Genomic DNA, 22,222 nt, shown 5'->3' with positions numbered 1-22,222 from the left:
ACGGTGATTTTTGTGGGGTGGAGGGGCAAAGGGCTGCTATCGGGGCCGACTTTGTGTGATCGAGGGCGCACTTGGTCCGTCGAGCCGGGACGAGCAGGCTTGCTGGAAACTGTGAGTCGCCTCACGGATGGAGGAGTGTGGGAGAAGCAAACAGGGGCGGTTGACCGCCCCTGTCAAAGAGAGTTGGCGGGATCAGCTGGCGGTGGCGGCGCTCGCGCTGGCCCGGTTCTGGTAGCGCAGATCCTCTTCGATGGTGACCTCCACCTCCAGCGGCTTGCCGTCACGGATCACCGAGATGGTGAGCTTGGTGCCCGGCCGGCTCTCGACGATCTTGTCCATGGCGGTACGTACGCCGCTGATGGCCTCGCCGTTGATCTTGAGCAGCACGTCGCCCCGCTTCAACCCGCCTCTGGTGGCCGGACCGTTGGGATCCAGGCTCTCCACCACCAGGCCGCGCAGATCGCCCAGGTTCATCATGCGGGCGACGATGGGGTTGATCTCGACGCTGGAGATGCCGAGGTAGCCGCGGATCACCCGGCCGTTGGCGATCAGCTCATCCATGATGCGCTTGGCCAGCTTGTAGGGGATGGCGAAGCTGATGCCGTAGCTCTCCTGGTTGCCGTTGAGGTGGTAGGCTGCGGTGTTGATGCCCACCAGATCGCCGCGGGCATTGACCAGGGCGCCCCCCGAGTTGCCCTCGTTGATGGCGGCGTCGGTCTGCAGCAGATCCTGCCGGCCGTTGCTGTCCGGGCCCATGCTGGAGAGGCCGATGCGGCCGGTAGCGCTGATGATGCCCTGGGTGATGGTCTGGCCGACGTTGTAGGGGTTGCCGATGGCGAGCACCACGTCACCCACGTCGGGCAGGCGCTCCGGATCCTGCGGGATCACCGGCAGATTGTCCGACTCGATGTAGAGCACCGCCAGATCGGTTAGCTGATCGGAGCCGACCAGCTCGGCGCTGAATACCCGCCCATCCTGCAGCGCAACGATGATCTGGTCCGCGTCGGCGATGACATGATAGTTGGTCAGCACGTGGCCACGCTGGCTCATGATGACGCCGGAGCCGAGCCCCTGCGGTCTGAGTTCGGCCTGATTGCCCTGGTTGCGGGCGAAGCTGCGGGTATAGATGTTGACGACCGCCGGCCCGGCGCGGTGGGCGGCGTAGGAGAAACTCAGTTCACGGGCATTGGTGATGAGGCCGGGTAGCTGGGCCCCGCCACGGAAATTGGGAAACAGCAGCAACAGAAGAGCCGCCACGGTGAGACCGAAGCCGACAGACTTGCCCAAGTAACTGACTAGAGGGGGGATTTTCATGTCATTCTCATCCGTACATACAGCGCGCAGAGAATAACACTATCGGTGGATAAAAATCACCCGCGGCGAGGGCCGCGGGTGAGAGGGAGTTAACGGATCACCAGATAGAGGGAGGATTCCCCGCGCTGGATGTTCAGCGCCAGCACATCCGGCTTGTTCTTCAATGCCTTGCTCAGCTCTTCCAACGAGTTGATGCGCAGGCGGTTGACCCCGATGATGATGTCACCCTTCTGCAGGCCGGAAGCGGCGGCAGGCGAGCGCGGATCGATGTCGGCCACGGCCACGCCGGTCACCGGCTCGGCGGTGGTGCTCAGCTTGGCCCCTTCCAGGGCCGGGTGCAGGGCGCTGGCCAGGATCTCGCTGTCATCCGCCTTCTTCAGCGTGACCTTGACGGTCTGCTCCTTGCCATCGCGGATGAGGCCAAGGGCAACCTGCTTGTCAGCCCCCATGGTGGCGATCTTGGCGCGCAGTTCACCAAACGAGCGGATAGCTTTACCATCGATGCTGATGATGATGTCGCCGGCCTTGATGCCCGCCTTGGCGGCGGCGGAGTCAGGCATGACCTGGTTGACGAAGGCACCATCCTTCTTGTTGTAGCCGAAGGTCTTGGCGATTTCGGAGGTGAGCTCGGTGCCGGTGATGCCCAGCTGGCCGCGGCGCACTTCACCGTATTTCACGATCTGCTCGGACAGGTCGCGTACCATGTTGGACGGAATGGCGAAGCCGATGCCGATGTTGCCGCCGTTCGGGCCCAGGATGGCGGTGTTGATGCCGATCAGCTCGCCGCGCAGGTTGAGCAGGGCGCCACCTGAGTTGCCGGAGTTGATGGCCGCATCGGTCTGGATGAAGTTTTCCAGATTTTCGATGTTGAGGCCGCTGCGGCCGAGCGCGCTGACGATGCCGGAGGTGACGGTCTGGCCGAGGCCGAACGGGTTGCCGATGGCCAGCGCATAGTCACCGACCCGCAGCTCGTCGGAGTCGGCAAACTTGATCTGCACCAGATCCTCGGCCTTGATTTGCAGCAGCGCGATGTCGGACTGCTTGTCCTCGCCTATCTTCTTGGCGGCGTATTCACGACCATCCTTCAGGTTGACCTTGATCTCGTCCGCCTCGTGCACCACGTGGGCGTTGGTGATCACGTAGCCCTTCTTGGCATCGATGATGACGCCGGAGCCGAGTGCCTGGAAGGGCTGCTCGCTCACCTGCTCGTCGGGCATGTTGGGGCCGAAGAAGAAACGGAACTGTTCCGGCAGACGCTGGCGGGTGATCTTCTTGCCGGAGACTGAAATGTTGACCACGGCAGGAGTGACCTGCTCGAGTACCGGCGCCAGGCTCGGCATCTCCTGATTGTTCGCCAGCAGAGAGGGCAGTGCAGCCTGTACAGGGGCCGCAGACATGGCGATACCGACACTGAGGGCTAACACACTGAGCACAGAAAGAGGTTTACGCATATGAAAAACAGCTCCCAGAAAAAGTTGCAATGCAATCGTCAAGGTCTGACCACGCTACCGCGCAATTAGTTCCGCAGGGAACTAACTGGACTGCTTGAGCAGACCGGAGGCCCCTGCATAGTCACGGGGTGGTACGCCCGGTTCTTCATTGGCCGGGACATCGCTGCTCTCGTCGAGCAGGGTTTCACGGAACAGCGGCTCCTGAGCCTTGGCCAGGAATTTGCTCTGCTCCGCCATATGGCGATAAAGGGTCTGGTACTGCTCGGCCAGCTGTTCCATCAGGGCTGCGCTGTCGGCGAAGTGGGTATTGATCTGGCCCTGGTAGCTTTCCAGTTCCTTGTGAGCCTTCTTCAGTTCTTGTTCCAGACGGCCGGCATCCCGGCTGCGCACTGTGAAGCGGCCGATGATGACACCGATAATCAAGGCGGCGACAGCCAGCAGGATCCCGTTTAACAGACTCATAGATGCTCCTTGTTACAGCTAAATCAATGTGGGTTGATGCGGCCAAAGCGGCCGCTACGCCTTGATGGCACTATACCGTGCACCCCGAGAGCGTGATACCATTTTGTCCTTCATTCAGGGACTTGAAGGCAATCGACAGGATGACCCCGCAGCAAAAGTATCAGCAGGATTTGCAGCGCCCCGGCTTCGTGGCCGACCCCGCCCAGGCGATCGCAGTGGCCCGTCTGGAGCGACTCTATCAGGATTTGTGCCAAACCCCGACTCCGACCAGATCCCGCGGCCTGCTGGGCTGGCTGCAAAAGCCGAAACCCCGCACGCCCATCCTGGGTCTATATATGTGGGGCGGAGTGGGCAGAGGCAAGACCTGGCTGATGGATACTTTTTTCGACAGCCTGCCGGGAGAGCGCAAGCTGCGCATTCACTTCCACCGTTTCATGCACCGGGTGCACGATGAGCTCAAGGGGCTGACCGGTCAGGCCGATCCGCTCAAGCTGATCGCCAGCAAGCTGGCCGGCGAAACCGACGTCATCTGCTTCGACGAGTTTTTCGTCTCCGACATCACCGACGCCATGCTGCTGGGGACTCTGTTCCAGGAGTTGTTCGGCCATGGAGTGGTGCTGGTGGCGACCTCGAACATACCGCCGCAGGATTTGTATCGAAATGGTCTGCAGCGCGCCCGTTTTCTACCGGCGATCGCGCTCATCGAGCGCCATTGCGAGATACTTAACGTGGACGGCGGCACCGACTATCGCCTGCGTACGTTGGAGCAGGCGGAGATTTATCATTTCCCGCTGGATCAGCAGGCAAAATCCAATCTGGATCGCTATTTTCGGCAGTTAACCGGGCTGGAAGAGGCCCGGGCGGGCAGTGTCGAGATCAATCACCGTCAACTGGCGTCGCTGGGGATGGGGGAAGGTGTGCTCTATATGGAGTTTGAGCAACTTTGCTGTACTCCCCGCTCACAGGGCGATTACATCGAGCTGGCCCGGCTGTTTCACACCGTCCTGCTGGCCAATGTGCAGCCAATGGGGGCGGGCACGGATGACGCGGCGCGCCGCTTCATCGCCATGGTGGACGAGTTCTATGAGCGGCACGTCAAGCTGATCATATCGGCGGCGGTGCCCATGCAGGAACTCTATGGCAACGGGCTGCTGAATTTCGAGTTCAAACGTTGTCTTTCACGGCTTCAGGAAATGCAATCGCACGAATACCTTGCCAGAGTGCACCTTCCTTAGTCACAATACCGCGCCTGCCAGTCGGATGGGCATCTGCGGCAGGTAGGGCCGGGCGACATTTGCTAGCTTCATGGCAGTGAAATTAGCAGGTGATATTTAAGGCAACTTCACTTATAATCGCCCGGCCCACGTTACAGCTGTCGATAAGACAGCAACACTTTAAGCTTTACTTGTATTCGAAGGGGTACAGGTAGGCCATCGTTTGTTGTTTGTGGGAGAGCCCCCATAAGCAATTGGGTCTGTAACAGGTAATTGGGTTTAACTTAATGAAAACTTTCGTTGCCAAGCCAGAAACCGTAAAACGTGACTGGTACATTGTGGACGCAGAAGGTAAAACTCTGGGTCGTATCGCAACCGAGATCGCTGCTCGTCTGCGTGGTAAGCACAAAGCTGAGTACACTCCGCACGTTGACACCGGTGATTACATCATCGTTGTAAACGCTGAGAAGGTACACGTAACCGGTAAGAAATTTACCGACAAAATGTACCATGCTCACTCCGGTTTCCCGGGTGGTATCAAGTCCATCAGCTTCGACAAGCTGATTCAGCGTAAACCGGAAATGGTAATCGAAGCTGCCGTCAAAGGCATGCTGCCGAAGGGTCCGCTGGGCCGTGCCATGTTCCGTAAGCTGAAAGTTTACGCAGGCGCCGAGCACGCTCATGCTGCTCAGCAACCTCAAGTACTGGATATCTAACGGGAACTGGCAACAATGGCAGAAAATCAATACTACGGTACCGGCCGTCGCAAAAGCTCCACTGCTCGCGTATTTATCAAAGCGGGTAGCGGTAAAATCGTAATCAACCAGCGCTCCCTGGAGCAGTACTTCGGCCGTCCGACTGCCCGCATGGTAGTTCGTCAGCCGCTGGAACTGGTTGAGATGACCGAGAAACTGGACCTGTACATCACCGTTAACGGTGGTGGCATCTCCGGTCAAGCTGGTGCGATCCGCCACGGTATCACTCGTGCTCTGATGCAGTACGATGAAACCCTGCGTTCCGAACTGCGTAAAGCAGGCTTTGTTACTCGCGATGCCCGTAAGGTTGAGCGTAAGAAAGTCGGTCTGCACAAAGCTCGTAAGCGTCCGCAGTACTCCAAGCGTTAATTCGCTTTTGGTACGCACTCTCACGAGTGTCAAAAAAGCCTGGCCATGTGCCAGGCTTTTTTTATTGGTAATATTACCAACGGTATTGCTAACACCACGTCACAAAAGACAAAAAATTGTGTATTTATTGTTTTTGACCTTCGCTTCTCTTTCTTGTCAAGTTGTTATCTTTTCTTTAAAATTCCCTCGGTTTTTCTGTGACAATTGTAACTCCGCTTCCGCCGCTGTTGTCATGGAAGAAAGGGGAACAGGGACACAATAAGAATGTGCGGAGTCCACATGGGAGAGTTTTTGGATGAGCAATGCGCCAGTTGATACCGGTCGCCGCAGATTTCTTACCTGGTCAACGGTCGCCGTTGGTGGGGTAGGAGCTGCTTTTACCGCAGTGCCGTTTATTAAGTCATGGAACCCGAGTGCCAAAGCCAAAGCGGCGGGTGCTCCGGTCGAAGTGGATATCAGTAAGTTGGAACCAGGCCAGCTCATCCGTGTTGAGTGGCGAGGCAAGCCGGTCTGGGTGGTGAAACGCACCAAACAGACGCTGGATGCCCTGGCCGCGCACGACGACAAGTTGCGCGATCCGGCTTCCGACGAGCCCCAGCAACCCGACTATGCCCACAACGGTTACAGATCCATCAAGCCGGAGATCTTCGTGGCCGTCGGTATCTGCACTCATCTGGGCTGCTCCCCCTCCTATCTGCCGGACAGCTTTGGCGAGCAGGTACAGGGCGTGACCTCAGGCTTCTTCTGCCCCTGTCATGGCTCCAAGTTTGACATGGCTGGTCGAGTGTTCCAGGGGGTGCCAGCACCCTTGAACCTGGTCATTCCGCCGTACAAATATCTTAGCGACACCACCATCCTGGTCGGTGCCGATGGCAAGGAGGCCTGACCATGTTTGCCAAACTGATGGGCTGGATTGACTACCGCTTTCCGCTCACTGCCATGTACAACGACCACATGGCCAAGTACCCGGCGCCCAAGAACCTGAACTTCTGGTACTTCTTTGGCTCGCTCGCCATGCTGGTGCTGGTCAACCAGATCATCACGGGTATCTGGCTGACCATGAACTACAACCCCTCCGCCGAAGGTGCCTTCGCCTCCGTGGAGTACATCATGCGGGATGTGGACTACGGCTGGTTGCTGCGCTACATGCACTCCACCGGTGCATCCGCCTTCTTCATCGTGGTCTATCTGCACATGTTCCGCGGCATGATCTACGGCTCCTACCAGAAGCCGCGCGAGCTGTTGTGGATCTTCGGCATGCTGATCTTCCTCTGCCTGATGGCGGAAGCCTTCATGGGCTATCTGCTGCCGTGGGGCCAGATGTCGTTCTGGGGGGCCCAGGTCATCATCTCACTGTTTGGCGCCATTCCGGTCATCGGTGACGATCTGACCCTGTGGATCCGCGGTGACTACGTCATCTCCGGCGCTACCTTGAACCGCTTCTTCGCACTGCACGTCATCGCCCTGCCGCTGGTACTGGTGATGCTGGTTGCCATGCACATCCTGGCGTTGCACGAAGTGGGTTCCAACAACCCGGACGGTATCGACATCAAGAAGCACAAGGACGAGAACGGCTGGCCGCTGGATGCGGTGGCATTCCACCCCTACTTCACCGTCAAGGACATGATCGGGGTTGCAGGCTTCCTGTTCCTGTTCTGCGCCATCATCTTCTTCAAGCCGGACATGTGGGGTTATTTCCTCGAGAAACCGAACTTTGAAGTAGCCAATGGTCTGAAGACCCCGGCACACATTGCGCCTGTGTGGTACTTCACCCCCTTCTACGCCATTTTGCGGGCGGTGCCTGACAAGCTGCTGGGCGTCATCATGATGGGGCTTTCCATCGTAGTGCTGTTCCTGCTGCCCTGGCTGGATCGCTGCAAGGTACGTTCGGTGCGCTATCGCAGTACCCTGCACAAGCTGAACATCGCCCAGTTCGTGGTCTGCTTCATCATTCTCGGGGTGCTCGGCGTCTTGCCATCGACTCCGACCCTGACGCTGATCGCCCAGATCTGTACCCTGGGTTATTTCGGGTTCTTCATCCTGTTGTTCTTCTACAGCAAGAATGAAAGCACCAAGCCGCTGCCGGAGAGGGTGACATTTAAATGAAAAGAATAATTTTTGCAGTGCTGACCCTGCTGCCGTCGCTGGTGTTTGCCAACACCGGGGCAGTGCACCTGGACAAGGCCAACTATGACCTGAACGACAAGGCGTCGTTGCAGCGTGGTGCGGCCACCTTCATGAACTACTGCTTTGGCTGTCACAGCACCCAGTACCAGCGTTACAACCGGGTGGCGGCAGACATTGGTATTCCGGAAGATCTGATGGCGGCCAACCTGATCGTCAATGGTGCCAAGATCGGCGATCTGATGGAAAACTCGGTGCCGGACAAGGATGCGGCCAAATGGTTTGGCGCTCCGCCCCCCGATCTGACGCTGGTTGCCCGGGTACGTGGTGCCGACTGGATTTACACCTACCTGCGCTCCTTCTACGTGGATGAGACCCGTCCGTTTGGCGTGAACAACGTGGTATTCCCGTCCGTGGGCATGCCCCATGTGCTGGAGCCGCTGCAAGGCACGCCCCGCGCCGAGTTCGCGACCCACACCGTCGACGGAGTGGAAGTGCAGCAGGTTGTCAGTGTCAAATCTGACGGCAACGGTGAAATGAATAACGAAGAGTATGATCAGACGGTACTGGATCTGGTAAACTTCTTGGTCTACTCGGCTGAACCGGTACAACAGGAGCGCGAACGCATGGGCTTCTGGGTACTTGGCTTCATCGTGATCTTCTTCATCTTCACTGTGCTGTTGAAGAAGGAATTCTGGCGCGACGTTCACTAAGCGACCAGATCCGGGTAATATAATGCACGGCAATGAAGACCAAGAGGCTTCATTGCCGTTTCTGCTTTTTAATGACGGGAGGGTTCAATGGCTGTAGCTGCCAATAAGCGTTCGGTAATGACGCTGTTTTCCGGTGCCAACGATATGTTCAGCCATCAGGTGCGCATTGTCCTGGCGGAGAAGGGTGTTAGCGTAGATATCTGCCAGGTTGACCCAAGCAACCTGCCGGATGAGCTGGCCGAGCTGAACCCCTACAACACCGTACCGACCCTGGTCGATCGCGAGCTGGCGTTGTACACCTCACGCATCATCATGGAGTATCTGGACGAGCGCTTCCCGCACCCGCCCCTGATGCCGGTCTACCCTGTGGCCCGCGGCAACAGCCGTCTGATGATGCATCGTATCGAGCTGGACTGGTATTCTCTGGCCGACAAGATCATGGCGGGTACCGACGTGGATGCGGCGCGTGCCGAACTGCGGGACAACCTGCTGGCCATCGCGCCGATCTTCGGTGAAATGCCCTATTTCATGAGCGAAGAGTTTGGTCTGGTCGATTGCTACATGGCCCCGCTGCTGTGGCGTCTGCCGAGCCTCGGCATCGACTTCACCGGTCGTGGCGCCAAAGAGCTGAAGGCCTACATGGTTCGTCTGTTCGAGCGCGAGTCTTTCCAGGCTTCTCTGACTGAAGCCGAGCGCGAGATCCGTGCCGGCGTATGAGCATGGAACCGACAATGACACCCAGTCGCCCGTACCTGCTGCGGGCGTTCTTCGACTGGTTGCTGGACAATGACCTGACCCCGCATCTGGTGGTCAACGTCAACATCCCTCATGTGATGGTGCCGATGCAGTTTGTCCAGGATGGACAGATAGTGTTGAACATCGCCCCCCGTGCGGTAGGGCAGTTCCACATGGACAATGAAGCCATCAGCTTCAGCGCCCGTTTTGGTGGTGTCTCCCAGCAGGTTTACATCCCCATGGCGGCCGTATTGGCCATCCATGCCCGGGAAAACGGCGTGGGGACCCTGTTCCCGCCCGAGCCGGGTTATGACCTCTGGCTGGAGCAAGCCGAAGCGCCGGTGGAACCCGAGCCGGAACCGCCGCGTCCGAGCGGTCGTCCGACCCTGAAGGTCATCAAATAAAAAAACGCAGCCAACTGGCTGCGTTTTTTATGCCGAGCGTCGGTAGTCAGTGCTAGTTCTGGGCAAACTCGAAGGCCTTGATCACGCGCTTCACGCCGCTGACGTGGCGGGCGATCTCGACGGCGTGATCCCCTTCCTGGCGGGTCACAAGGCCAATCAGGAATACCTCGCCATTTTCGGTGACCACCTTGACCTTGGCACTGTCAAAATTCTTGGCGCCCAGCATGTCTGCCCGCACCTTGGAGGTGATCCAGGAGTCGTTGCTGCGAACCCCTATGCTGACCGGCTGGCCGAGGCGCAATTCGTTGTAGACATGGCGTACTCCCTCGATGCGGGCCACTATCTTGCCAGCTTCGAGCTTGTAAGCGTCAGAAGGTGTCTGGCCGACCAGCAGCACGCGGCCGTTGTTGCTGTAGACGCTGATCTTGCTGGCCGTGCTGAGCGGCTTGTTGTCAGCCAGCAGGTTGGCCGCTTTCAGCTCGATAGCCTGATCATCCCACTGGGCGCCCAGGGTGCGGCGATCGCCGGAGGCTTTGGCGGTGCCGGCTGCACCGCCTACCACTACGGCCGCGCAACCTTGCAGCAGCAGGGTGCCGGCCAGCAGGCCGAGCAGGAGCATTTGCTTGTTCATGGTTTCAATCTTCCTGTTGCGGGAAAAGAGTCTGGTCGATGAGATCACACAGGCAGTGCAGGGTCAACAGGTTCACTTCCAGAATGCGGGGTCGACGAGCCGACGGCACCCGGATCTCCACGTCGTTGGGGCCGAGCAGACCGGCGATCTCGCCGCCGTCACCGCCACCCAGCACCACTATGGTCATGTCACGGGAGAGGGCTGCCTCGGCGGCCTTGATCAGGCTGCGGCTGTTGCCGGTGGTGGTGATGACCACCAGGATATCGCCGGGCTGACCGAGCGCCCGGATCTGCTTGGCATACACCTCTTCAAAACCATGGTCGGTGGCGATGGCGCTGATGGTGGCCATGTCAGGGGTCAGCGCCATGCCGGGCAGGGAAGGGCGCTCGGTTTCGTAGCAGTTGACCAATTCCGAGATGAACAGCTGGGCCAGCGCTGCGGAAGGACCGTTGCCGCATGCCATCACCTTGTGGCCATTGAGCAGGCAGATGGTCAGCATCTGGGCTGCGGTATGGATGGCATCCGGCAGCGCCTCGGCGGCGGCTATCTTGGTCTGGATGCTCTCGGTGTAGTTCTCTTTGATGCGGTCAGTCATGGGGTCCTCTTAAAATGCGTTCTGGATCCAGTCTGGCTGGTCGCCCTCGAACGCGATCACATCGAATCGGCAGGCCTGGCTGGCCTCGTTGATGGCATGTTGCTTGAAATAGTGGCGCGCTGCCAGCACGATCTTGTGCTGCTTGCGCCGAGTGACCGAAGCGGCGGCGCCGCCATGGCTGTTCTGGGCGCGGTAGCGGACCTCGACAAACACCAGGGTCTCCCCCTGGCGCATGATTAGATCGATCTCGCCGCCCCGGCAGCGGTAGTTGCGGGTCACGGGTTGCAGGCCGCGGGCCTGCAACCAATGTTCCGCTAGCTGCTCAAAGTGCTGTCCCTTGCTCGGTGCTGACGGGAACAGGTTCTGCCACTGCTGGTGCATCCGTGCCAATAGACCCTTCATGGGGAGCGCCCTCGAGCTGAGGCATGGCACTGTCACTGACCAGCTTGCCATTCTGGTAGGTGGCCCAGTCCAGTACCCGCACTATGTTGCCGCTGGCATCCACGCTCAGCTGGCCGCTCATGCCCGGCTGCTGCATGGCATTGACCTTGCGCATCTGCTGCAGGTTTTCCGCCAGCGCCACGGCATCGTAGCCCAGGGCGAACAGGCGCAGCAGGTCACCCTGGGTTTGCGGCCAGAGCAGGGCGATCTGTTCGCGCTGCTTCTCGTAACCACCCAGCAGCAGCGGCATGTCGGAGATATGCATGCCGTTGAGCTCAGAAGCCACTTCGGTGGTGGCGCTGTCATAGCTGCGAGAGCTGCTGTAGATCGGCAAGCTGCCCATCGGATTGACCGAGATGTCCACATACGGCTTGATCATCCGGGTCTCCAGGCTGTTGGCGACCACATAGACCACGTCGATACTGCGCGGCGCCGTGTCAGCAAGCTGCACCACTTCGCCGGCCCGGGCGGTGGAGCGACCGCTCAGAGCGTTCTTGACCATGCCCTGCACTTCGTTGCGAGCGCCGAAGGTGGCGACGACCGGCTTGTCCTGGCTCACGGTGGCCCAGGCCTGTTCGAACGCCTTGATGCTGCCATAACCGATCCGCCCCTGGGCGGCGATCAGCAGCGGCTTGCGATAGCCCTGACCGTAGAGGTACTGGGCGGCCTGCGCCGCATCGGCGGCGGCGGAAAGGGAGAAGTAGAAGGTGTTGTCATTGACGATCGGCTTGTCCAGCTCGTTGAGTGCCAGCACCGGCACGGTCGGATTGGACTTGAGCAGCTCCTCGACCCGGTCTTTGAGCAGCGGGCCGATGATCATGTTGGCCCCTTCCTGAATCGCCTGTTTGTAGAGCTCGCCCATCGCCTTGGTCTGGGTGTCGTAGAAGTTCAGGGTGAACTGGCCCTGATTCTCCTTGTAAGACATCAGCATGCCATTGCGGATGGCGGCGCCCTGCGGTTCCAGATTGCCGGAGAGCGGCAGGAACACGGCGATCTGCTGCAGGGTGTTGACGTTGCTGGTCGCCAGATCACCCAGACCCGCCGGCATGTCTTTCTGGGCCGGGTGGTTCGGGAAGGCCTGCTTCCAGCCAGCGAGCTGGCGTGCCAGCTGATTGGGCTGGGCGCCGAACTCGTTCACCAGCGCCGCCAGTCGCAGCCAGCCGGTAGTCACGTCGGGAGCCGGCGCCTCTTCCAGAGCCTGCAGGGTGGAGGGGGTCATGCTTTTGAGCAGTGACCAGATTTGCTGGTGATTGGTGGCCAGCTCGTTCTGTGCCAGATAGGGCTCCAGCAGGATCAGCGACTTGGCGGCACCGAACTTGTTGTTGATGTCCAGTTGCAGCACCACCCGCTGGCGATACCAGTCCTTCTGGGTATCGGCATCCAGCGCCACCTCGGGTTTGCCCTCCAGCAGGATCAGCGCCTGGTTGGCGTTGCCCTGGGCGAGCAGCAGGTGAGCCTGCAACAGTTGCAGCTGGGCCTTTTGCTCGGTGCTCTGGCCCTGCTTCTGCAGTTGCTGGAACAGGGCCGCGGCCGGCTTGGCCTGGCCGAGCGCCAGATAGCTGCGCGCCGCCATCACCTGCCAGGTGAAGGCTTCGGCCGGTTTGGCCGGGTCCACCTGTGCCAGATACCACTGGGCATTCTTGGTCAGATCCGAGAAGGCCGACGGCATGCCGGATTGTCCGGCTGATTGATTGGGCTCCGACGCACAGGCGGCAAGCAGTACTGCCGCGAGTAGGATGCCGAAGAGTCGTGATACACTTAGCTGCTTTGTAACCCGGTTCAAGTTCATTCCCCGACCAGTGTTGAAATTCTCCATAGTGTAAACGGGCCAATATGGCGACACAATTGTCGGGACACTCGGAGCTCCCATGAGTGACATCCCAACCCTGTACATAGTCCCCACCCCGATCGGCAATCTGGCTGACATTACCCAGCGTGCATTGGACATTTTACGCAGTGTCGATCTGGTGGCAGCCGAGGATACCCGCCATACCGGCATCCTGCTCAGCCACTATCAAATCTCGGTGCCCACCTTCGCGCTGCACGATCATAACGAGCAGCAGAAGGCGGACGTGCTGATCGGCCGGATAAAAGAGGGCAAGAGCGTGGCCCTGGTCTCCGATGCCGGTACGCCACTCATCAGCGACCCCGGTTATCACCTGGTCACCCGTTGTCGCGAAGCCGGGGTCAAGGTAGTGCCGCTGCCCGGCCCCTGTGCCGCGATCACGGCGCTTTCCGCGGCCGGGCTGCCCACCGACCGGTTTGCCTTCGAAGGTTTTTTGCCTGCCAAGAGCAAGGGCCGTGACGACCGTTTGCAGGCGGTGATCGAAGACGCCCGCTCACTGGTATTCTACGAATCCCCGCGTCGGGTGCAGGACACGGTGGAAGCAATCGCCCGCATTCTCGGCGAACGTCAGGTCGTGGTGTGCCGCGAGCTGACCAAGACCTTCGAGTCGATCCACGGTCTGCCCGCCTCCGAGATGCTGGTCTGGCTGGGTGAGGACGAAAATCGCTGCCGCGGCGAGATCGTGCTGGTGGTCGCGGGTGCCAATAAAACGGAAGAGGAGCTGCCGGCCGAGGCGATCCGTACCCTGGGACTGCTGGTGACCGAACTGCCGCTCAAAAAAGCGGCAGCCCTCACCGCCGAGATCCACGGGGTCAAGAAGAACGCGCTCTACAAGTACGGCCTCGAACATTACTGAGGCGGATAAATGCAGGCCAGAGGCCAGCTTGGGCGTTCTCTCGAGTGTGATTAACTCGGTCAAAACTCAATTGCAGGTTTACCCGAGGTGCCGGACAAGGCTATAATCCGCGCCCGGAGTTGGCTGGGCAATCGCTGCTTCGTCGTTGTGTCCCTCGGGACAGACGGGCGGAGGGGAGGAAAGTCCGGGCTTCATAGGGCAGGGTGCCAGGTAACGCCTGGGGGGCGTGAGCCTACGACCAGTGCAACAGAGAGCAAACCGCCGATGGCCCGCAAGGGATCAGGTAAGGGTGAAAGGGTGCGGTAAGAGCGCACCGCGCGACTGGTAACAGTTCGTGGCACGGTAAACTCCACCCGAAGCAAGACCAAATAGGCCCCTATTGGCGCGGCCCGCGTTGGGGGCGGGTAGGTTGCTTGAGCCAGTGAGCGATTGCTGGCCTAGAGGAATGATTGCTACCCGGGGCAACCCGGTACAGAACCCGGCTTACAGGCCGACTCCGACCTATTCCTGAAGAGCCTTGCGATTTATCGCGAGGCTCTTTTTTATTGGCGAGAAAATAGCAGCTTGTGCCGAGAGATATATGTGTTGGCGGATAGTGAGATAGCTGGCTCTATGCATATAGATCAGTTGGTTATGGTTTTTTTCATACTCAATGCCTGAGTTATGTGGGTACCTGTGAATCTGAGCGGATCATACCGCTGCTTATTCGCTCACCCTGCTGAGCTTTTAATTCTTCGCAATTAATCGTATTGCCGTAAACACAAATAACTTGTGGAAAATCAACTCATTTAATCCTCGCTGCTGAAATGCTGCGTCAATATGTTCCCCATGCCCGAGATCCTTGCTTGAAAAGCCCTCAGCACGTCCTTAAACTTCAAGGTGGGGAAAAGTGGATCAAAGTGGTTTTTATCGGGCGATTTGCCCCCTTTAACTCATTTTCAGGGACTGCAATTTGTTGCGTGGTGCGCATGCCATCAGCCTCGACAGCAAGGGGCGAGTGGCGATTCCGACCAAGTACCGTGATTGGCTGCGCGACGAAAGCGAGGGCCAGCTGGTCTGCACCATCGATATTGCCCATCCCTGCCTGCTGCTTTACCCCCTGAACGAATGGGAAGAGATAGAGCGCAAGCTCAAGACGCTCTCCAGCATGAATCCCCTTGAGCGCCGCCTGCAGCGGCTGTTGCTCGGGCATGCGACCGAATGCGAGCTGGACGGCAATGGCCGTTTGCTGCTCAGCCAGCCACTGCGCAGCCATGCAGGGCTGGACAAGAAGATCATGCTGGTGGGCCAGCTCAACAAGTTTGAGCTGTGGGATGAAGCCCGCTGGCAACAACAGGTCAATGACGACATTCAGGGCCTGCCCGAGGACGATTGGGCAAGCTCGCCACGACTACAGGATTTCTCTTTATAAATGACCCAAGCCGCTGAACACATCACAGTGCTGCTGCACGAAGCCGTTGAAGGGCTGGCCATCAAGCCGGACGGCATCTACGTCGACGGTACGTTTGGCCGGGGTGGTCACTCTCGTCTCATTCTCCAGCAGCTTGGCCCCAACGGCCGGCTGATCGCCATCGACCGGGATCCCCAGGCCATTGCAGAAGCGGCCAAGATCCACGATCCCCGCTTCGAAATCGTGCACGGCCCCTTCTCCGGCATTGCCTCCTATCTGGATGAACGCGGCCTGCTGGGCAAGGTAGACGGTTTCCTGCTGGATCTGGGGGTCTCTTCTCCCCAGCTGGACGATGCCGAGCGTGGTTTCAGCTTCATGAAGGACGGTCCGCTCGACATGCGGATGGACCCCACCTCCGGTCAGAGCGCCGCCGAATGGCTGGCTCGCGCCGATGTGGACGACATTGCCTGGGTGCTGAAGACCTTTGGCGAGGAGCGTTTCGCCAAGAAGATCGCTCGTGCCATCGTGCACGATCGGGTGACCGAGCCCTATGTCCGCACCCGTCAACTGGCGGAGATGATTGCCCGCGTCAATCCGAGCAAGGAGAAGGGCAAGCACGCCGCCACCCGCAGCTTCCAGGCCATCCGCATCTACATCAACAGCGAGCTGGACGAGATCGAGACAGCGCTCAACGGTGCCCTGCAGGTGCTGGCACCGGAAGGTCGTCTCTCCGTCATCAGCTTCCACTCGCTGGAAGATCGGCTGGTGAAGCATTTCATTCGCAAGCATGAGAAAGGGCCGGAAGTGCCGCACGGCATTCCGTTGACCGAGGCCCAGCTGGCCGGCGGTCGCAAATTGAAGTCGGTCGGCAAGGCGCTCAAGCCTTCCGAGCACGAGGTCAATGAAAACAGTCGGTCCCGCAGCTCGGTGCTGCGGGTCGCCCAGCGGTTGGCGGAGTAAGCCATGAGCGAGGTGCGCGTTCATCTGGCCAGGGAGATCCTCGGAGATCTCTGGCGGCACAAGCTGCAGGTGGTGCTGGCCATCGCCGTGCTGATCACCGCCTTTGCGGTGATCCTGGTGACCAACATGACCCGTGGTCTGACGGCCAAGCAGAACGACCTGATGGCGGAGGAGGATCGGCTCAACATCGAATGGCGGCACCTGTTGCTGGAGCAGGGCACGCTGGCCGAGCACTCCCGGGTGGCGAGTCTGGCCATGGACAAGTTGCAGATGGCTCGCCCGCTGGTGACCACCGAGAAGGTAATTACACAACCATGAAACGCAAGGCTTCCGCCAAGGCTCAACCCAAGGTCAAAGCTCCGTCACTCTATCCGTGGCGCTTTCGCACGCTGGTGTTCTTCATCGGCATTGCGTTTGCCGGCTTGATCCTGCGACTGGCCTGGATCCAGGTGATCGACCCGGATCGGCTGCGTCAGGAAGGGGACATGCGTTCGCTGCGTACCACCGCCACTCAGGCGGTGCGCGGCATGATCACCGATCGCAACGGCGAGCAGCTGGCGGTGTCGGTGCCTGTGGAAGCCGTCTGGGCCGATCCCAAGACGGTGCACGAATCTGGCGCCATCCATAACGAGCGGGCCTGGCTGGCCCTGTCCGCCGTACTCAAGCTCGACATCAATACTCTCAAGCACCGCATCTCCAACCCGAGCAAGCGCTTCGTCTACCTGCAGCGTCAGGTGACGCCGGCGGTGGCGGAATACATCAAGGGCCTCAAGCTGGGTGGCATCTATCTGCGCCCCGAGGCGCGCCGTTTCTACCCGACCGGCGAGATCAGCGCCCACCTGGTGGGGGTGACCAACATCGACGGTAGCGGCATCGAGGGGATTGAGCGCAGCTACAACGAGTGGCTGACGGCAACCCCTGGCGAGATGCGGGTGCGCAAGGACAGGCAGGGCCGGGTCATCGAGCGGCTTGGTCTGGTCAAAGAGGGCAAGAACGCCAACGACCTGCAACTGAGCATCGACCAACGGGTGCAGGCGCTGGCCTACCGGGCGCTCAAGCGCGCCACCGACGAGAACAAGGCAACCTCCGGCTCCATGGTGATGCTGGACGTCAAGACCGGCGAAGTGCTCGCCATGGTCAACACCCCCTCCTACAACCCCAACAACCGCGGTCAGTACCAGAGTTTCCGGGTGCGCAACCGGGTGGTGACCGATACCTACGAGCCGGGCTCCACCGTCAAGCCGTTGATCCTGCTCAGCGCGCTGCAGGCCGGTGTTACCAGCTGGAAGGACACCATTCCGGGTGGCCCTCTGTTTATCGGGGCCAAGCAGATCCGCGACGTGAGTATCCACAAGGCGACCAACCTGTACGACATCCTGCGCTACTCCTCCAACATCGGCATGTCGCGCATCGCGCTGCGGATGCCGGCGCAGGAGATGATCAACACCCTCAGCATGGTGGGCTTCGGGATGGACACCGGCAGCGGCCTGATGGGTGAGAGCAGCGGCATGCTGCCCCAGCGCCGGCGCTGGTCCGACATCGAACGGGCCACCCTGTCGTTCGGTTATGGCCTGCGGGTCACCCCGCTGCAGTTGGCCTCCGCTTATGCCACTTTGGCCAACAAGGGCAAGCGGGTACCGCTCTCCATCGTCAAGGTGACCGAGCCGCCCAAGGGGGAGCAGGTCATCGACCACAACAATGCTACCGCCATGTTGCAGGCGCTGGAGTACGTGGTCAGCAATGCCATTCCGAAAGCGCAGATCCCCGGTTACCGGGTCGGCGGCAAGAGTGGTACCGCCAAGGTCGCGGTCGCAGGTGGCTACGGCAAGGATTACATGGCCTGGTTCGCCGGTTTAGCCCCGGCCAGCAATCCCCGTTTCGTCATGGTAGTGGTGATCAACGAGCCCAAGGGCGACGCCTACTACGGTGGTGCCGTTGCGACGCCGCCGTTTGCCGAAGCCATGGGCGGGGTACTGCAGCTCTTCAATATTCGTCCCGACGCGGTACCGCCTGCGGTGCCCACCAAACTTGCCCGTACGGAGGCTTCCAATGTTGTCCCGCGCACTTGATCAACTGATGCGCCCCTTTGGCATTACTGCCCCGGCGCTCGCGCTTACCGACATCCAGCTGGACAGTCGGCGGGTCGTGCCCGGTTGTCTCTTCGTGGCGATTCGCGGGCATCAGGTGGATGGCAGACGGTTTATCGAACAGGCGGTGGCTCAGGGAGCGACCGCCGTACTGTTTGAAGAGGATGGTGAATTCGTGGCACCGGCGCTGAGCGTGCCTTGTCTCGGGATCCCGGATCTGCCAGCCAGGCTCTCCGAGCTGGCCGGCTATTTCTACGACCAGCCAGCCAGCAAGCTCGATCTGGTGGGCATCACCGGCACCAACGGCAAGAGCACCACGGCGCTGCTGGTGGCTAACTGGCGCACCCTGCTGGGGGGCAAGGCCGGGGTGATGGGCACCATCGGCAACGGTCTGTTCGGCGATCTGGTGGAAGCGGAAAACACCACCGGCAGCGCGGTGCAGGTACAGGCCAATCTGGCCGCTCTGCAAGCGCAGGGGGCGGATCTGGTAGCGATGGAGGTGTCCAGCCACGGCTTGGTACAGCATCGCGTCGCGGCCCTGCCGTTTGCCGCCGCCGTATTCACCAACCTGAGCCGGGATCATCTGGACTATCACGGCACCATGGAGGCCTACGGCGCCGCCAAGGAAGAGCTGTTGAAACTGGTGGACGAACCCTGCGCCGTGCTCAATGCCGATGACCGGTTGGGCCGCCAATGGCTGGCTGCCTATCCGGCCGCCGTGGCGTTCAGCGTGCACGGCCCGGTGGCCGGTCACCCGGGGCGACAGCTGACGGCGCAGGATCCCCATTTCCACCAGCAAGGTTTTCGCACGCAGATTAACTCCAGCTGGGGGAATGGTGTATTATCCGCCCCCTTGCTCGGGCGCTTCAACGTCAGCAACGTGCTGGCCGCGATGGGCGCCATGCTGGTGCTCGGTTATGACTTCGACGAGTTGCTGGCCAGCGCGCCGCAACTGCAGCCGGTAACCGGCCGCATGGAGTGCTTTGGTGGCGGCAAGGCGCCGCTCGCCGTAGTCGATTACGCCCACACGCCGGATGCGCTGGAGAAGGCCTTGCAGGCCCTGCGGGTGCACTGTGAAGGGCGGCTCTGGTGCCTGGTGGGTTGTGGCGGCGACAGGGATCGCGGCAAGCGTCCCATGATGGCCGCCATGGCCGAGCTGCATGCGGATCGCGTGATCCTGACCGATGACAATCCCCGTACCGAGGAGCCGGCCCGGATCATGGCCGACATGGTGGCGGGTCTTCGCGATCCCGGCGCCGTGCAGATCGAGCACGACAGGACCAAGGCAATCCAGCTGGCACTGAGCCAGGCGAGCAAACAGGACATCATCCTGGTGGCCGGTAAGGGTCACGAGGATTATCAGATCATTGGAACCGACAAGCGGCACTACAGCGACCGGGAAACCGTCGCGGCCGCCTTGCACACATTATTGGAGTCATTCGCATGATGACCCTCAGGCTTGCCGAGCTGGCGCAGGTACTCGATGCCCGTCTGATTGGTGAAGACGGAGCGATCACGGCTGTCAGCACCGACACCCGTACCCTGGGCGCAGGCGCGCTGTTTGTTGCGCTGCGCGGCGAGCGTTTCGATGCCCACGATTTCTGCGAGCAGGCCGTGGCCGCCGGGGCATCGGCCCTGCTGGTCGAGCGTGAACTGCCGTTGGCGATTCCCCAGCTGGTGGTGACCGACAGTCTCAAGGGACTGGGTCGCCTCGGCCGGTTGGTGCGCGAGCGGATCAACCCGAAAGTGCTGGCCATCACCGGCAGCTGCGGCAAGACCACGGTGAAGGAGATGGCGACCGCCATCCTGCGCCAGGAAGGGGAAGTGCTGGCCACCGCCGGCAACTTCAACAACGAAGTGGGGGTACCGCTCACCCTGCTGCGCCTCGAGCCGCAACACCGGTTTGCGGTGATGGAGCTGGGGGCCAACCACCCGGGCGAGATTGCCTGGACGACCTCGCTGGCCAAACCCGATGCTGCCATCATCAACAACGTGGCGGCCGCGCACCTGGAGGGCTTCGGCTCGCTGGAAGGGGTATTCCACGCCAAGAGCGAAATCTTCGAGGGGCTGGGCGAGGGCGGCACCGCCATCGTCAATGCCGACAACGAATTCTGGCCGAAGTGGCAGGCGCGCGGGATCCAGTGCGCCTTCTCCATCGAGGATCAGCGTCAGCCGTTCCATGCCAGCAACGTGGTGATCAACCAGCAGGGCTGTGCCGAGTTCGTCATGGTGACCCCGCAGGGTGAAGTGAGCCTGACCCTGGCCATTCCGGGCCGCCATAACGTGGCGAACGCCCTGGCCGCCGCCGCCGGCACGCTGGCGCTCGGCGCCTCGCTCGCCTCGGTCAAGGCCGGGCTCGAGCAGATGGCACCGGTCAAGGGCCGTTTCTGCGTCCAGCGCTGGGGTGGTCTCACCCTGGTGGACGACACCTACAACGCCAGCGTGGAGTCCGTGCTGGCGGGCATCGATGCCCTGACCGCCATGAGCGGCTACAAGGTGCTGGTGTTCGGTGACATGAAGGAGTTGGGTGAGGAGTCCGCCGAGCAACACGCCCGGGTCGGACGCCACGCCAGCGAGCGCGGCCTCGATGCCGTGCTGACCGTAGGGGAACAGAGTCGCCACACCGCAGATGCCGCGGCTGGCCGACATTTCGATAACAAGGCGTCGTTGTTTGAAGTGCTTGCGCAAATGATAAATACACATCAAGAAATCGCGATCCTGGTCAAGGGTGCCCGCGGCTCCCGCATGGAAGATATCGTCGAGATGGTCAAAGACCGTCAGGAGTCAGCCACATGCTAGTCTGGCTGGCGGAACTGCTCACCCCGCACTTCACCTTCTTCAACGTCTTCTCCTACCTGACGTTTCGCGCCATCCTGTCGATCATCACCGGCCTGGTGGTGGCGCTCTGGATGGGGCCGCGCCTCATCCGTCGCCTGCAGATCCTCAAATTCGGCCAGGTGATCCGCAATGACGGTCCGGAGTCGCACCTGAGCAAGAAAGGCACCCCGACCATGGGCGGCCTGATGATCATCGCTGCCATCTTCATCTCGGTGCTGCTCTGGTGCCGCCTCGACAACCCCTATGTCTGGCTGGTGCTGTTCGTGCTGGGTGCCTATGGCGCCATCGGCTTTGCCGATGACTACCTCAAGGTGGTACGCAAGAACACCGACGGCCTGATCGCCCGCTGGAAGTACTTCTGGCAATCCGCCGTTGCGCTGGGGGTGGCCGTGTTCCTTTACGCCACCGCCACGCACGACGGTCAGACCCAGCTGGTGGTGCCCTTCCTCAAGGATGTGATGCCGCAACTCGGGCTGATGTTCATCGTACTGACCTACTTCGTCATCGTCGGCACCTCCAACGCGGTCAATCTCACGGATGGCCTGGATGGTCTGGCCATCATGCCGACCGTGATGGTGGCGGGGGGCTTCGCCTTCATCGCCTGGGCCACCGGCAACGTCAATTTCGCCAACTACCTGCATATTCCCTATGTACCCTATACCTCCGAGCTGGTGATCGTCTGTACCGCCATCGTCGGGGCGGGTCTGGGTTTCCTCTGGTTCAACACCTATCCGGCCCAGGTGTTCATGGGGGACGTGGGCTCCCTGGCGCTGGGCGGCGCACTCGGCACCATCGCCGTGCTGGTGCGTCAGGAGTTCCTGCTGGTGATCATGGGCGGCGTCTTCGTGATGGAGACCGTCTCGGTGATCCTGCAGGTGGGGTCCTACAAGCTGCGCGGCGTGCGCATCTTCCGCATGGCACCGATCCATCACCACTATGAGAAGAAGGGCTGGCCGGAGCCGCGCGTCATCGTGCGCTTCTGGATCATCACGCTCATGCTGGTGCTGCTCGGCCTCGCCACCCTGAAGGTGAGGTAA

The 22,222-nt window shown here is 60.5% G+C and carries 23 protein-coding genes and 1 other RNA gene; 17 read left to right on the top strand and 7 right to left on the bottom strand.

The genetic code is table 11. From position 1 onward, the window contains the following. Positions 1–192: 192 nt before the first annotated feature. From degS to PG899_RS09035, 3 genes are all read right to left on the bottom strand, one after another. Positions 193–1,314, bottom strand: coding sequence for an outer membrane-stress sensor serine endopeptidase DegS (gene degS, locus PG899_RS09045; RefSeq protein ID WP_011707601.1), 1,122 nt, complete (start codon positions 1,312–1,314; stop codon positions 193–195). Positions 1,315–1,403: 89 nt separating this feature from the next. Further along, positions 1,404–2,765, bottom strand: a complete 1,362-nt coding sequence (locus PG899_RS09040) for a Do family serine endopeptidase (protein ID WP_011707600.1) — start codon at positions 2,763–2,765, stop codon at positions 1,404–1,406. Between the two features lie 81 nt (positions 2,766–2,846). Beyond that, the gene (locus PG899_RS09035; protein WP_011707599.1) at positions 2,847–3,227 is read right to left on the bottom strand and encodes a YhcB family protein; all 381 of its coding nucleotides are present in this window, start codon (positions 3,225–3,227) and stop codon (positions 2,847–2,849) included. Between the two features lie 140 nt (positions 3,228–3,367). Here PG899_RS09035 and zapE point away from each other — a divergent pair, with 140 nt between their 5' ends. The 8 genes from zapE (at position 3,368) to PG899_RS08995 (ending at position 9,541) form a co-directional block, all read left to right on the top strand. Continuing rightward, the gene (gene zapE / locus PG899_RS09030) at positions 3,368–4,462 is read left to right on the top strand and encodes a cell division protein ZapE (protein ID WP_043160648.1); all 1,095 of its coding nucleotides are present in this window, start codon (positions 3,368–3,370) and stop codon (positions 4,460–4,462) included. Between the two features lie 266 nt (positions 4,463–4,728). Beyond that, positions 4,729–5,157 carry a 50S ribosomal protein L13 gene (gene rplM, locus PG899_RS09025; RefSeq protein ID WP_005336289.1) on the top strand — a complete coding sequence of 143 codons (429 nt, stop codon included), beginning with the start codon at positions 4,729–4,731 and terminating at the stop codon, positions 5,155–5,157. A gap of 15 nt (positions 5,158–5,172) precedes the next feature. Then, entirely contained in the window at positions 5,173–5,565 is a 393-nt protein-coding gene (gene rpsI / locus PG899_RS09020; protein ID WP_005336286.1) for a 30S ribosomal protein S9, read from the top strand. Positions 5,566–5,860: 295 nt separating this feature from the next. Beyond that, positions 5,861–6,451 carry a ubiquinol-cytochrome c reductase iron-sulfur subunit gene (gene petA, locus PG899_RS09015; protein WP_011707597.1) on the top strand — a complete coding sequence of 197 codons (591 nt, stop codon included), beginning with the start codon at positions 5,861–5,863 and terminating at the stop codon, positions 6,449–6,451. 2 nt (positions 6,452–6,453) lie between these two features. After that, a complete protein-coding gene (locus PG899_RS09010; RefSeq protein ID WP_077095252.1) occupies positions 6,454–7,671 on the top strand; it encodes a cytochrome b in 1,218 nt (405 codons plus the stop codon). Further along, positions 7,668–8,402, top strand: a complete 735-nt coding sequence (locus tag PG899_RS09005) for a cytochrome c1 (RefSeq protein WP_011707595.1) — start codon at positions 7,668–7,670, stop codon at positions 8,400–8,402. The genes PG899_RS09010 and PG899_RS09005 overlap by 4 nt, the downstream gene beginning before the upstream one ends. An 87-nt stretch (positions 8,403–8,489) precedes the next feature. Continuing rightward, positions 8,490–9,119, top strand: a complete 630-nt coding sequence (gene sspA / locus PG899_RS09000) for a stringent starvation protein SspA (RefSeq protein WP_011707594.1) — start codon at positions 8,490–8,492, stop codon at positions 9,117–9,119. Then, complete coding sequence (locus PG899_RS08995) at positions 9,116–9,541, top strand: ClpXP protease specificity-enhancing factor (RefSeq protein ID WP_017409380.1); 426 nt, start codon at positions 9,116–9,118, stop codon at positions 9,539–9,541. The genes sspA and PG899_RS08995 overlap by 4 nt, the downstream gene beginning before the upstream one ends. Positions 9,542–9,593: 52 nt before the next feature. Here the strand turns inward: PG899_RS08995 and dolP are convergent, their stop codons facing one another. From dolP to PG899_RS08975, 4 genes are read right to left on the bottom strand one after another with little or no spacing between them, the layout of a single operon-like run. Continuing rightward, on the bottom strand, positions 9,594–10,172 hold the full coding sequence (gene dolP, locus PG899_RS08990) for a division/outer membrane stress-associated lipid-binding lipoprotein (RefSeq protein ID WP_081398578.1): 579 nt from the start codon (positions 10,170–10,172) through the stop codon (positions 9,594–9,596). 4 nt (positions 10,173–10,176) lie between these two features. Further along, on the bottom strand, positions 10,177–10,767 hold the full coding sequence (locus PG899_RS08985) for a D-sedoheptulose-7-phosphate isomerase (protein ID WP_005305871.1): 591 nt from the start codon (positions 10,765–10,767) through the stop codon (positions 10,177–10,179). Positions 10,768–10,776: 9 nt separating this feature from the next. Beyond that, complete coding sequence (locus PG899_RS08980) at positions 10,777–11,169, bottom strand: YraN family protein (RefSeq protein WP_077095250.1); 393 nt, start codon at positions 11,167–11,169, stop codon at positions 10,777–10,779. Next, entirely contained in the window at positions 11,090–12,877 is a 1,788-nt protein-coding gene (locus PG899_RS08975; RefSeq protein ID WP_232105269.1) for a penicillin-binding protein activator, read from the bottom strand. The genes PG899_RS08980 and PG899_RS08975 overlap by 80 nt, the downstream gene beginning before the upstream one ends. A 199-nt stretch (positions 12,878–13,076) precedes the next feature. Here PG899_RS08975 and rsmI point away from each other — a divergent pair, with 199 nt between their 5' ends. The 9 genes from rsmI (at position 13,077) to mraY (ending at position 22,222) form a co-directional block, all read left to right on the top strand. Then, a complete protein-coding gene (rsmI, locus tag PG899_RS08970; protein WP_077095248.1) occupies positions 13,077–13,910 on the top strand; it encodes a 16S rRNA (cytidine(1402)-2'-O)-methyltransferase in 834 nt (277 codons plus the stop codon). A gap of 115 nt (positions 13,911–14,025) precedes the next feature. Beyond that, positions 14,026–14,412, top strand: an RNA gene (gene rnpB / locus PG899_RS08965) — RNase P RNA component class A. A 450-nt stretch (positions 14,413–14,862) separates the two neighbouring features. After that, entirely contained in the window at positions 14,863–15,321 is a 459-nt protein-coding gene (mraZ, locus tag PG899_RS08960; protein WP_077095247.1) for a division/cell wall cluster transcriptional repressor MraZ, read from the top strand. Further along, the gene (gene rsmH / locus PG899_RS08955) at positions 15,322–16,260 is read left to right on the top strand and encodes a 16S rRNA (cytosine(1402)-N(4))-methyltransferase RsmH (RefSeq protein WP_077095246.1); all 939 of its coding nucleotides are present in this window, start codon (positions 15,322–15,324) and stop codon (positions 16,258–16,260) included. 3 nt (positions 16,261–16,263) lie between these two features. Next, the gene (gene ftsL / locus PG899_RS08950) at positions 16,264–16,578 is read left to right on the top strand and encodes a cell division protein FtsL (RefSeq protein ID WP_005305726.1); all 315 of its coding nucleotides are present in this window, start codon (positions 16,264–16,266) and stop codon (positions 16,576–16,578) included. Next, positions 16,575–18,329: a penicillin-binding transpeptidase domain-containing protein gene (locus tag PG899_RS08945; protein WP_190283798.1), complete on the top strand. Its 1,755-nt coding sequence runs from the start codon at positions 16,575–16,577 to the stop codon at positions 18,327–18,329. The genes ftsL and PG899_RS08945 overlap by 4 nt, the downstream gene beginning before the upstream one ends. Further along, complete coding sequence (gene murE, locus PG899_RS08940; RefSeq protein WP_077095245.1) at positions 18,310–19,794, top strand: UDP-N-acetylmuramoyl-L-alanyl-D-glutamate--2,6-diaminopimelate ligase; 1,485 nt, start codon at positions 18,310–18,312, stop codon at positions 19,792–19,794. The genes PG899_RS08945 and murE overlap by 20 nt, the downstream gene beginning before the upstream one ends. Further along, positions 19,791–21,146 (top strand): UDP-N-acetylmuramoyl-tripeptide--D-alanyl-D-alanine ligase, encoded by a 1,356-nt coding sequence (gene murF, locus PG899_RS08935; protein ID WP_077095244.1) that lies wholly within the window; start codon positions 19,791–19,793, stop codon positions 21,144–21,146. The genes murE and murF overlap by 4 nt, the downstream gene beginning before the upstream one ends. Further along, entirely contained in the window at positions 21,140–22,222 is a 1,083-nt protein-coding gene (mraY, locus tag PG899_RS08930; protein WP_011707583.1) for a phospho-N-acetylmuramoyl-pentapeptide-transferase, read from the top strand. Before murF ends, mraY begins: the two co-directional genes overlap by 7 nt.

This window comes from Aeromonas sp. QDB39 (assembly GCF_027707585.1).
Classification (GTDB): Bacteria; Pseudomonadota; Gammaproteobacteria; order Enterobacterales; family Aeromonadaceae; genus Aeromonas; species Aeromonas hydrophila.
This window is presented reverse-complemented; position numbering and strand designations above follow the sequence as displayed.